Origin of the sequence: Bacillus sp. SRB_331, from assembly GCF_003264175.1 — a bacterium.
GTDB classification, from domain to species: domain Bacteria; phylum Bacillota; class Bacilli; order Bacillales; family Bacillaceae_G; genus Bacillus_A; species Bacillus_A mycoides.
This window is the reverse complement of the sequence record NZ_NADV01000007.1, coordinates 612,126-623,337: the sequence shown is the minus strand read 5'-3', so window position 1 is coordinate 623,337 and position 11,212 is coordinate 612,126. Positions and strand designations below refer to the sequence as shown.

12 protein-coding genes are annotated in these 11,212 nt (G+C 36.9%); 6 read left to right on the top strand and 6 right to left on the bottom strand.

Going from position 1 to position 11,212, the window contains the following annotated elements; translation table 11 throughout:
* The first annotated feature begins 498 nt into the window (after positions 1-498).
* Together B5P42_RS06810 and B5P42_RS06805 are read left to right on the top strand one after the other, a co-directional pair.
* The gene (locus B5P42_RS06810) at positions 499-1,182 is read left to right on the top strand and encodes an MgtC/SapB family protein (RefSeq protein WP_002143579.1); all 684 of its coding nucleotides are present in this window, start codon (positions 499-501) and stop codon (positions 1,180-1,182) included.
* Positions 1,183-1,277: 95 nt separating this feature from the next.
* The gene (locus B5P42_RS06805) at positions 1,278-2,273 is read left to right on the top strand and encodes a potassium channel family protein (protein ID WP_044439075.1); all 996 of its coding nucleotides are present in this window, start codon (positions 1,278-1,280) and stop codon (positions 2,271-2,273) included.
* Here the strand turns inward: B5P42_RS06805 and B5P42_RS06800 are convergent.
* Positions 2,260-2,673, bottom strand: coding sequence for a YugN-like family protein (locus B5P42_RS06800; protein WP_002131278.1), 414 nt, complete (start codon positions 2,671-2,673; stop codon positions 2,260-2,262). The genes B5P42_RS06805 and B5P42_RS06800 overlap by 14 nt on opposite strands.
* Before the next feature lie 108 nt (positions 2,674-2,781).
* Positions 2,782-4,134 (bottom strand): glucose-6-phosphate isomerase, encoded by a 1,353-nt coding sequence (locus tag B5P42_RS06795; RefSeq protein WP_002015845.1) that lies wholly within the window; start codon positions 4,132-4,134, stop codon positions 2,782-2,784.
* A 283-nt stretch (positions 4,135-4,417) separates the two neighbouring features.
* On the opposite strand from B5P42_RS06795, the gene B5P42_RS06785 reads away from it, so the two are divergent.
* Entirely contained in the window at positions 4,418-4,651 is a 234-nt protein-coding gene (locus B5P42_RS06785; RefSeq protein ID WP_002034535.1) for a DUF378 domain-containing protein, read from the top strand.
* A gap of 112 nt (positions 4,652-4,763) precedes the next feature.
* Here the strand turns inward: B5P42_RS06785 and yugI are convergent, their stop codons facing one another.
* From yugI to B5P42_RS06770, 3 genes are all read right to left on the bottom strand, one after another.
* Entirely contained in the window at positions 4,764-5,108 is a 345-nt protein-coding gene (gene yugI, locus B5P42_RS06780) for a S1 domain-containing post-transcriptional regulator GSP13 (protein WP_002015848.1), read from the bottom strand.
* A gap of 253 nt (positions 5,109-5,361) precedes the next feature.
* Positions 5,362-6,552, bottom strand: a complete 1,191-nt coding sequence (locus tag B5P42_RS06775; protein ID WP_002129685.1) for an aminotransferase — start codon at positions 6,550-6,552, stop codon at positions 5,362-5,364.
* Positions 6,549-7,046, bottom strand: a complete 498-nt coding sequence (locus B5P42_RS06770) for an Lrp/AsnC family transcriptional regulator (RefSeq protein ID WP_002129688.1) — start codon at positions 7,044-7,046, stop codon at positions 6,549-6,551. The genes B5P42_RS06775 and B5P42_RS06770 overlap by 4 nt, the downstream gene beginning before the upstream one ends.
* 277 nt (positions 7,047-7,323) lie before the next feature.
* Between B5P42_RS06770 and B5P42_RS06765 the strand changes: the two genes are divergently transcribed.
* Together B5P42_RS06765 and B5P42_RS06760 are read left to right on the top strand one after the other, a co-directional pair.
* Positions 7,324-8,304, top strand: coding sequence for a 2-hydroxyacid dehydrogenase (locus B5P42_RS06765; RefSeq protein ID WP_113733882.1), 981 nt, complete (start codon positions 7,324-7,326; stop codon positions 8,302-8,304).
* A 261-nt stretch (positions 8,305-8,565) separates the two neighbouring features.
* Complete coding sequence (locus tag B5P42_RS06760; protein ID WP_002034539.1) at positions 8,566-9,405, top strand: alpha/beta fold hydrolase; 840 nt, start codon at positions 8,566-8,568, stop codon at positions 9,403-9,405.
* A 177-nt stretch (positions 9,406-9,582) separates the two neighbouring features.
* Here B5P42_RS06760 and B5P42_RS06755 read toward each other — a convergent pair whose 3' ends face one another.
* Positions 9,583-9,834: a YugE family protein gene (locus B5P42_RS06755; protein ID WP_088033099.1), complete on the bottom strand. Its 252-nt coding sequence runs from the start codon at positions 9,832-9,834 to the stop codon at positions 9,583-9,585.
* A gap of 117 nt (positions 9,835-9,951) precedes the next feature.
* On the opposite strand from B5P42_RS06755, the gene B5P42_RS06750 reads away from it, so the two are divergent.
* Entirely contained in the window at positions 9,952-11,103 is a 1,152-nt protein-coding gene (locus B5P42_RS06750; RefSeq protein WP_113733881.1) for a MalY/PatB family protein, read from the top strand.
* Positions 11,104-11,212 lie beyond the last annotated feature (109 nt).

Sequence of the window (11,212 nt, the reverse complement as noted above, 5' to 3'; positions counted from 1 at the left end):
TCGTTCAGTTTTCAAAGAACTTATCTGCCGCTTCAGAAGCGACTTCATCATATTAACATCTTCATTTTTCGATGTCAACTATGTTTTTCAATTTCTTTTTTGTCGTTTTCTGCGTTTCTGCATCAGCGACGTTTATTAATATATCATGTGAAAAAATGAAATGCAACACCTTTTGAAAACTTTTTTGAAACCAACTACATTTCTTTTTTAATATCATATACTTAAACGAAACATCTCTTTCATTTCTAAGTAATTCCTACATATATTCTATAGAAAGTCACTCTGTCAAAAAACGTTTCTTTCTATATAAAGTGAAACTTTAATCAGTGGGGTGTTCATCCCCCACTGATTATTAGCCTTCACCAATCGGGCATTTACGGGCAGTCGTCTCCCACCTAACTTTCTCGCATTCGGCGAATTTTGAGGCGGGGCTGACTGCCCGCAAATAGTGGGATAAACGTTTTATTCATATACCATATCATACAAGGAGGAATATACATGGACTACACCGACTTATTAATAAAACTAGGTCTCTCGGCTATTTTAGGATTCGCTATCGGTTTAGAGCGCGAATTAAAACGTAAACCACTCGGCTTAAAAACGTGTTTAGTTATTTCTATTATTAGTTGCCTCCTAACTATTGTTTCTATTAAAGCAGCTTACAACTTACCACATACCGATCATATGAATATGGATCCACTTCGACTTGCCGCTCAAATTGTATCAGGAATTGGTTTTTTAGGTGCCGGTGTAATTTTACGCAGAGGAAACGATAGTATTGCGGGGTTAACGACCGCCGCTATGATTTGGGGTGCTTCTGGCATCGGCATTGCCGTTGGAGCTGGTTTCTATATCGAGGCTATTTTCGGAATGTGTTTCCTTATGATTAGTGTAGAACTTATACCATTAGCGATGAAATACGTCGGTCCTAGATCATTTCGCCAACGTGATATCGCAGTGAGACTCGTTGTACGAAATATGGACAATATCCCGACCGTAATTGAAGAAATAAAAGAAATGGATATAAAAGTTAAGAACATGAAGCTCAAAACATTGGAAAATGGTTCGCACTATTTACATTTAAAATTGTCTATCGATCAAAAAAGACATACTGCTGATGTTTATTATGCTCTTCAGCATCTTGAAAGTGTTCAACAAACTGAAGTTGAAAGTATGTATTAATTATGAAATGAACTCTCTTTTTAATTAGAGAGTTTTTCTTTTTTCTATAATGGTAACAATGAATGTAGTCCTGAAAAGTAAGGAGGAATAGGAACTTGAAATCCCGTCCGAATTTAGTAGATACATTTCGTGATTCCATTATTTTCCGTTTAATTTGTTTTATTATTGTACTTACTGCCTTCTCCGGCTTTCTTATACATATATTAGAGCCATCTCACTTCACCACATGGTTCGACGGGGTTTGGTGGTCAATCGTTACCATTTTCACCGTTGGATACGGCGATTTCGCCCCCCATACAACGATAGGAAAACTTATTGGTATATGTATTATTTTATTAGGAACGGGATTTTGTTCTTATTATATGGTTCTATTCGCTACCGACATGATTAATAAACAATATATGAGAATTAAGGGTGAAGCAGCTGCTACCTCTAATGGTCATATGATTATCGTTGGCTGGAATGAGCGTGCAAAACATGTTGTAAAACAAATGCACATATTACAACCGGACCTTGATATCGTTTTAATTGATGAAACACTTTCTTTACTTCCAAAGCCATTTCATCATTTAGAATTTATAAAAGGTTGTCCGCATCACGATCAAACTTTATTAAAAGCTAACATTACAACAGCTCACACTATATTAATAACAGCGGATAAAGAGAAGAACGAAAGCTTAGCAGATACACAGTCCATTTTAAATATTTTAACTGCAAAAGGACTTAATCCAAACATTCACTGCATCGCTGAACTTCTTACTTCTGAACAAATCCAAAATGCAACGAGAGCTGGCGTATCAGAAATTATAGAAGGAAATAAATTAACGAGCTATGTATTTACCGCTTCTCTTTTATTCCCTTCCATTTCAGGTGTACTATTCTCACTTTACGATGAAATCTCTGATAACAAATTACAACTGATGGAGATTCCCCCGTCCTGCACCGGACAATCCTTTGCAAATTGTAGCTATACTCTTTTAAAGCAAAACATTCTCTTACTAGGTGTAAAGCGCGACGAACAATATATGATCAATCCAGTTCATTCTTTCATTCTCATCGAAAGCGACATACTCATCGTTATTCACCATTAAAAAAATGATTTTCTAGTTCTTGTACCAATACTTTACCAATATTGACATACTTTCTTTTCACATCTCCATCTGGATCTTGCGGCTCCGCAAATTGATCCAATCCACTCGTTCCAGCTGTTAAAGCATTAACATTATCATCTAGTTCGTCTTGATATACGTGCGAAAGAATATACGGTGTTTCAAGACGGACTATTACACCAGGCACATCTAGTTCCCCATCCACCGCTGTAAATGGTACGCGTAAAAATTGATACCCTTCTTCTTCGTCGATTTTATAATCAAAGCATCCTTTATCATAATCCCAATTACCGCCAATACTATATCCAAGTGGTTTCATAACCTCTTCTAACTTATATAACGCATATGTACATCCTTCTAATTTTGATTGAATCGGAATCAAGCCCATCCCTCCTAGACTTTTCCTTTAGCATACCCATTCTAGTTTGAATATACCGATGTACCTTTCAATAAAATAATAAAAAGCGACCGGAGACCCGATCGCTTTTTATTATTTTAAACGCTCTTCTAATTCTGCTTTTAATTCTTCAAATCCTGGTTTACCAAGTAAAGCAAACATGTTTTTCTTGTATGCTTCTACTCCTGGTTGGTCAAATGGATTTACGCCTAATAGGTAGCCGCTCATCGCACATGCTTTTTCGAAGAAGTACACAAGGTAACCGAATGTGTACTCATTTAATTCAGGGATGTTTACGATTAAGTTTGGTACTCCGCCATCGCTATGTGCAAGTAATGTACCTTCGTATGCTTTTGTGTTTACGAAGTCTATCGTTTCACCAGCAAGGTAGTTTAATCCATCTAAATCGTTGTCGTCTAATTCGATTTTTAGTTCGTGTGTAGATTTACCTACTTTAAGAACTGTTTCGAATAGGTCACGACGACCTTCTTGAATGTATTGACCTAATGAGTGTAAGTCCGTTGAGAAGTTTGCTGAAGATGGGAAAATACCTTTTTGATCTTTTCCTTCACTTTCACCAAATAACTGTTTCCACCACTCAGAGAAGTAGTGAAGTGCTGGCTCATAGTTAACAAGCATTTCAATTGTTTTCCCTTTATTATATAGAGCATTACGAACTACTGCGTATTGGTAAGCTGGGTTTTCTTCAAGTTCTGATTTCGCGAAATCATTATGACCAGCAGCTGCACCTTTCATCATCTCTTCAATGTTTAGGCCACTTACAGCGATTGGTAATAAACCTACTGGTGTTAATACAGAGAAACGACCGCCAACATCATCTGGAATAACGAACGTTTCGTAACCTTCATTATCAGATAATGTTTTTAAAGCACCGCGCGCTTTATCTGTAGTCGCATAAATACGTTTGCGTGCTTCTTCTTTTCCATACTTTTCTTCTAATAATTTACGGAAAATACGGAATGCGATTGCAGGCTCTGTTGTTGTACCTGATTTGGAAATAACGTTAATAGAAAAGTCTTTACCTTCTAGTACGTCCATTAAATCTTTCATGTAAGTGGAGCTAATGTTTTGTCCAACAAATAGCACTTGTGGAGTTTTACGTTGTTCTTTAGAAAGCGTGTTATAGAAAGAATGGTTTAACATTTCAATTGCTGCGCGTGCTCCTAGGTAAGAACCACCAATACCTACAACAAGTAAAATGTCAGAGTCATTTTTAATTTTTTCTGCACATTTTTGAATGCGAGCGAATTCTTCTTTGTCATATTGAAGCGGAAGCTCTACCCACCCAAGGAAATCGTTCCCAGCTCCAGTTTTTTCGTGGATTGCATGATGTGTTACTTTTACTGCATCACGTAAATAAGTTAGTTCATTTTCACCGATGAAGGATAACGCTTTAGAATAGTCGAACGTTACATGTGTACTCATCTTTTTCCCTCCAATTATGTATATGTATTTCTGTATTCACTTTAGCGAAACTAAAGTTGTAAATCAAGCGATTCAACAATTGTAAACGTAACCATTATTTATTTTTTAGAAAAAGTTCATTTTTTGCATAAAAATTCGAATTTTTCGGTATAGATGTATATACATCGTTTTTCGTACATTTTTCATGTATAAAAACAACAAAACTATACCATTCTATAAAGGAGTTAAATTTTCTTATTAACTCCTTGCTTGCTCACGCTTCACATTAAGGGGGGGACTTTTCATGAGTACCTTGCAACGTATCGCATTAGTCTTCACTGTAATCGGCGCTGTTAACTGGGGACTGATCGGGTTCTTCCAGTTTGACTTAGTAGCGGCTATTTTCGGGGGACAGAACTCAGCTCTTGCACGTATTATTTACGGCATCGTTGGTATTTCTGGGCTTATCAATCTCGGCTTACTATTTAAACCATCCGAGAATCTTGGTACTCACCCAGAAACACATGAAATTCAATAGTCAGTATGTCTTTTTCGCCTCCGACATACGAATATGATTGCATGCAATCATATTTGCAAATATATATATCATAAGTCACAGTAAAAGAGGAACGCTCATATGCGTTCCTCTTTTACTTTATTACCTCCGACTCTTCAATCCATTCTGCTAGCTTTTCTCGCAGTGTATTAAATCCGTTCTCTGATGGATTCGGTATAAGAATTCGTCCTTGCTTTCTTTTCGCCGCTTTTAACGATAAACTCATTTTTCTGTGTTCTTCATCAATTGAAAGTACTTTTACTTCTACTGTATCTCCGACCTTTAAAAAGTCATGAATGTCTTTTACATACCCATTTGTGATTTCAGATATATGCACAAGTCCTTGTGTTTCTGCATCCAAAGCTACAAATGCACCGTAATCTTGAATTCCAGTTACTTTCCCTGTTACAACCACTCCCGTTGTATATTGTTCTGACATGTGAAACACTCCCATACGTTTACCATTTTCTCTACAATTGTAAATAGCAAAGCAGATGTATTTATTGTTAAATATCCGATTAGTGAGTAAGTACCCTAAGTAAAACACCGAGGATACTCTCACCTTATATTAGTAAATTATACCACTTTGATAGAACTCATTCAAAATTCACGAAAAAATTTCCTGTAATACGTATAATTCTCCAATATTAGGATAGAATACTAACACATGGCTTTCTAGTATTCCCCCCCTTTTATGGACAAAACGTATTGTGTTTTGTCCTTTTTTTATTCTCTATGAACCGTTCCATTCTCTTCATTGCTTCCATAAGTTGCTCAAGCGATGTTGCATATGAACAACGAATAAATCCTTCACCACTCCCGCCAAACACATTTCCAGGAACAACAGCCACTTTTTCTTCTAATAATAATTGTTCTGCAAATTCTGCTGAAGATAGTCCGGTTGAAGCTATAGAAGGGAAGACATAAAATGCCCCGCCTGGCACATGACATGTTAAGCCCATTTCATTGAAAGATGTCGTCATAAAGTTACGACGTTTTTTATAGCTATCTCTCATTCGAATTACTTCATCATTTCCCCCGCGTAATGCTTCAAGCGCTGCAAATTGAGACATCGTCGGTGCACACATCATTGAATACTGGTGGATTTTGAGCATTAATTCTGAAAATTGAACAGGGGCTGCAATCATCCCAAGACGCCATCCCGTCATGGCAAACCCTTTTGAAAACCCTGAAATTAAAATCGTATGGTCACGCATATTTTTAATACTCGCGAAACTCGTATATGCTTCGTCGTATACGAGCTCTGCATAAATTTCATCCGATAACACGATTAAATTATACTTCTCAACAATAACAGCTAGCTTTTCTAATTCGGATTTATTTAACATTGCGCCTGTTGGGTTATTGGGAGAACAAAGTAATATTGCCTTTGTTTTCGTTGTAATAGCTGCTTCAATTTGATCTGGCTGTACTTTAAATTCATCTTCTAATGAAGTTGCCACTGGAACTGGGACCCCGCCCGCTAACGTAACAAGCGGTGCATACGAAACGAAACTTGGTTCAATAATAAGTATTTCATCATCAGGGTTTACAATAGCACGCATCGCTACATCTAGCGCTTGACTCGCTCCAACTGTAACAATGATTTCATCATTCGGATCATAAGATACTGCAAATTGTTTTTTTAGATACTTTGCTATTTCTTGACGGAGCTCCAATAATCCTGCATTTGCTGTATATGACGTATATCCTTGTTCTAAAGAACGAATACATGCTTGCCTTACATTCCAAGGTGTAACAAAGTCCGGCTCTCCCACTCCAAGTGAAATAACACCTTTCATACTTGCCGCTAAATCAAAAAACTTTCGTATACCGGACGGTTGTAAAGATTCTGCTACTCTAGATAGGTCAAATTGCTTCACGGTGTCACCACAATTCTCTTATCATCATCTGTCTTTTCATAAATAATCCCCTCATGTTTATACTTCTTCAAAATAAAATGAGTTGTCGTTGAAACGACAGATTCAATTGTTGCTAATTTCTCAGAAACAAACATCGCTACTTCTCCCATCGTCTTTCCTTCTAATGTAATAGAAAGGTCATATGTCCCAGACATTAAATAAACGGATTTCACTTCTGAATAGCGATAAATTTGTTCAGCTACTGCATCAAAACCGACACCACGCTTCGGTGTAACTTTCACATCAATCATCGCCGTTAAACCAGTATGTTCTTTCACTTTTGTCCAATCGATATGTGTTACATAGTCCACGATAATCTTTTCACTTTCTAATTTCGCAACCATTTTTTTCACTTCTTCTACTTCTATATTTAACAACTTCGCTAATGTATCTACAGATAAACGACTATTCTTTTCAAGACAAGCTAATAATTCCAATTCTTTCTCTGTCACCATATAAATCATCCTTCCTTTTAGTTTCTGTCTAAATTATACAAATACTCTTTCCAATTTGAAAAGAAGATTTTTTTAGTGAATTATGTCAAAATAAAGTGAAACTTTAATCAGTGGAAAGACTCACCCCGCTGATTATTATTTGAACCAATCGAGCTTTTACGGACCGTTGCTTTCCCACCTAACCTCTTTGCTTAAGCTGCTTTTTGGGGCGGGAGGCTTACTGTCCGTTAAATCGGGGTAAAGTGAAACTTTAATCAGTGAAAAAACGCAGGATAAAGTGAAAGGGGATGGAACCGTGAAACCAAAAGTATATATTGCCGAACCAGTTCCAACATTTGTAGAAAACTATTTATCAGAACACTGTGATTTTGAAAAATGGGATCAAAACGAGAAAGTACCTCGTGATGTTCTATTAGAAAAAATAAAAGATAAAGATGGGTTATTAAATTTCGGATTTACTATAAATGAAGAGTTATTGCAGGTTGCTCCTAATTTAAAAGTAGTAAGTAACATTTCTGTTGGCCATGATAACTTTGATTTAAAAGCGATGGAGAAACAAAATGTTATCGGAACGAATACTCCCTATGTGTTAGATGATACAGTAGCCGATCTTGTTTTCGCTCTTATGTTATCTGCTGGTCGCCGTGTTTGCGAACTCAATTCCTATGTGAAAAATGGTGAATGGAACGCTGAAATTGGAAAAGAACACTTCGGACTAGATGTACATCATAGTACGATTGGTATTATCGGAATGGGACGAATTGGAGAAGCTGTCGCAAAACGAGCGAAATTCGGCTTTGATATGAATGTCCTTTACTATAACCGTCACCGTAAAGAAGAAGCTGAGCAAAAATTTGATGCTACATATTGTGATTTACAAACTTTAATCAAACAATCTGATTTTATTATTCTTCTTACTCCATTAACAGATGAAACGTATCATCTTATCGGTGAAAAGGAATTTTCACTAATGAAAGAAACAGCAATTTTCATTAATGCTTCTCGCGGGAAAACAGTAGATGAAACTGCATTAATTCATGCGTTAACAGAAAAGAAAATATTTGCAGCCGGCATCGACACATTTACACAAGAGCCGATTCAAAAAGAGAATCCGCTCTTATCATTACAAAACGTTGTAACTTTACCGCACATCGGATCTGCAACATTAAAAACTCGACAGCAAATGGCAATGACAGCTGCTGAAAATTTAGTAGCAGGATTACAAGGAAAAACACCACCTAATATTGTGCGTGGGTAATTATAAAGTGAAACTTTAATCAGTGGGGGTTTTGTCCATCCCCCACTGATTATTAGCCTTCACCAATCGGGCTTTTACGGGCAGTTATCTCCCACCTAACTTCCTCGCATTCGCCGAATTTTGAGGTGGGAGTCTACTGCCCGTTAATGCGGGATAAATAAGCGAAAGGCAAGATGACGATGTCATCTTGCCTTTTTTTGTTAACATATTTTGTTTCTTGCCGGGAGATGATATGAACAAAAATCAATGGAGTGACAAAAAATGAACCATGAATGCAAATGCCCTTACTTCACTTTTTCCACTCGCGGGACTACTATTCATTACGAATTGTATGAACATAATACTAAAAAAGAACGACCTACTTTCGTACTCGTTCACGGCTTCCTCTCTTCCTCATTTAGCTATCGACGACTCATTCCTTTACTAACAAAGGAAGGTACAGTAATTGCCCTTGATTTACCACCATTCGGAAAAAGTGATAAATCTCATCTCTTTAAATATTCTTATCACAATTTAGCAGCTATTATTATCGATTTAATCGAACATTTATCTCTCTCGAATATTGTATTAGTTGGCCATTCTATGGGCGGACAAATTTCACTCTTTGTAAACCGACTACGCCCTGAATTAATTTCAAAGACGATTTTACTATGTAGCTCTAGTTATTTAGCACGCGCAAACTTACCTTTACTGTACTCCTCTTATTTACCGTTCTTCCACTTATACGTGAAGAACTGGATTATTCGAAGGGGCATCGTCCATAACTTAATGAATGTCGTTCATGACCATTCATTAATTGACAATGAAATGATGGAAGGCTATGCTGCTCCTTTTTATGATGATCGTATATTCCCTGCTTTAACTCGAATGATAAGAGACCGTGAAGGTGACTTATCTTCAACTGAATTACAAAAAATCGAAACCCCAGTATTACTCATTTGGGGTGAAAAAGATCGCGTCGTCCCTGTACATGTAGGACACCGTCTCCATAAGGACCTACCTAATTCAACTTTCATTTCTTACGAAAATACAGGGCACTTACTACCTGAAGAAAAGCCCGATCATGTTTATGAAGAAATTATTACGTTTGCGACGCAATAAAGTGAAGCTTTAATCCATGGGGGTTTTTACGGGCAGTTTGATTTCTCGCCTAACCTCTTTGCTTCAACCGAATTTTGAGACGGGAGTCTTACTGCCTGTTAAAACGGGATAAAGTGAAGCTTTAATCAATCAGCACAAATGAAAATAAACAAAAAGGCTGTCGTAAATTCCGACAGCCTATAATGAACAACTTCCGCCTTCTTTTAGTACGAGTAACTCTACTGCTAATTTTTCGCATTTTTCAAGTGTAGGTACTTCTTCAAAAGACATAAAGTATATATGTTGAATCTTCTTTGCGATGTATTTCGGATCATCAAACACACTTACGACGTTTACAACATCGCTCGCTTCTGTTTCATAAAACTCCGGTCCCATTTGAAACGGATCCCAATTTTTCACAACCTCAATCATTTTGTCATATGCACCCATCTGCTTCCCGCCTTTTCACTTTTTAATGCTTTTCTTTATCGTATCACATCAGCTATTCTATAAGAAGAGTGAGAATTTTCATAACTTAACAGTTTGACAGAAGAAAGGAGCAAACATATGCAACTATTTCATAAAACGGTAAATCGTCGCGGAACGCATAGTACAAAATGGGATACATATAAAAATGAAGAACTCATCCACGCTTGGATTGCCGATATGGATTTTGAAGTACCAAAACCAATTCAAACTGCATTACAAAAACGCACAGAACATCCTATTTTCGGCTATACACTTCCTCCTGAAAATATTGGGCATATCATTTGTAATTGGACGAAAAGCCAATACAATTGGGAAATACAAAAAGAATGGATTGTATTTAGCGCAGGTATCGTTCCAGCTCTTAGTACGAGCATACAAGCTATAACGAAAGAAGGAGAAGCAGTACTCGTACAACCTCCTATTTATCCACCATTTTTTGAAATGGTCAAAACAAATAATAGACAATTATGTGAGAGTCCCTTGTTTAAACAAAATGGCATATATAAGATAGACTTCGAGCATCTAGAAACTCAATTTAAACAAGGTGTAAAACTAATGCTTCTTTGCAGCCCTCACAATCCTATCGGACGCGTTTGGACGAAAGAGGAGCTAATAAAACTCGGTACGTTATGTACGCAGTATAATGTAACCGTTGTCGCGGATGAAATTCACGCCGATATTATTTATAGAGGCCATACTCATACACCGTTTGCTTCTTTATCTGAAGAATTAGCAGCACGCACTATTACTTGTATGGCTCCAAGCAAAACATTTAATATCGCTGGATTACAAGCATCGATCATTATTATTCCGAATGAAAATCTCCGTAATGCCTTTATGTCTATCCAATATAGACAAGGATTCCACGGATTAAATACATTTGCTTATACAGCAATGCAAAGTGCCTATACAGAATGTAATGATTGGCTAAATGAAATTCGATTGTACGTTGAAGATAACGCTCAATTTGCTTGTGAGTATATTCAAAATCACATACCAGCTCTTTCTGTAATTAAACCAGAAGGTAGTTTTTTACTGTGGATTGATTGTTCCCACTTGGATCTTTCTCAAGATGAACGAACAGCATTGCTTGAAGAGAGAGGTAAAATCATCGTTGAGCCTGGTGAGAAATACGGAACAGGTGGAGAAGCCTATATCCGAATTAACATTGGCTGTCCTAGATCTGTTTTAGAAGAAATTTTAAACAGACTACACCATACATTCTCATAACAAAAAAGGAGGCTATCCCAAAATGATTTTGGGATAGCCTCCTTTTTTTCGATAAATCGATATAATTCCACTTACTATCATGCAGTTTTACAACAAAATCTACCATTCA

Bases quoted from the DNA above. Each gene is read 5' to 3' on its own strand.
- B5P42_RS06750 (WP_113733881.1), top strand. From the start codon at position 9,952: ATGCAACTATTTCATAAAACGGTAAATCGTCGCGGAACGCATAGTACA.
- yugI (WP_002015848.1), bottom strand. From the start codon at position 5,108: ATGTCAGAACAATATACAACGGGAGTGGTTGTAACAGGGAAAGTAACT.
- B5P42_RS06755 (WP_088033099.1), bottom strand. From the start codon at position 9,834: ATGGGTGCATATGACAAAATGATTGAGGTTGTGAAAAATTGGGATCCG.
- B5P42_RS06760 (WP_002034539.1), top strand. From the start codon at position 8,566: ATGAACCATGAATGCAAATGCCCTTACTTCACTTTTTCCACTCGCGGG.
- B5P42_RS06795 (WP_002015845.1), bottom strand. From the start codon at position 4,134: ATGAGTACACATGTAACGTTCGACTATTCTAAAGCGTTATCCTTCATC.
- B5P42_RS06810 (WP_002143579.1), top strand. From the start codon at position 499: ATGGACTACACCGACTTATTAATAAAACTAGGTCTCTCGGCTATTTTA.
- B5P42_RS06785 (WP_002034535.1), top strand. From the start codon at position 4,418: ATGAGTACCTTGCAACGTATCGCATTAGTCTTCACTGTAATCGGCGCT.
- B5P42_RS06770 (WP_002129688.1), bottom strand. From the start codon at position 7,046: ATGGTGACAGAGAAAGAATTGGAATTATTAGCTTGTCTTGAAAAGAAT.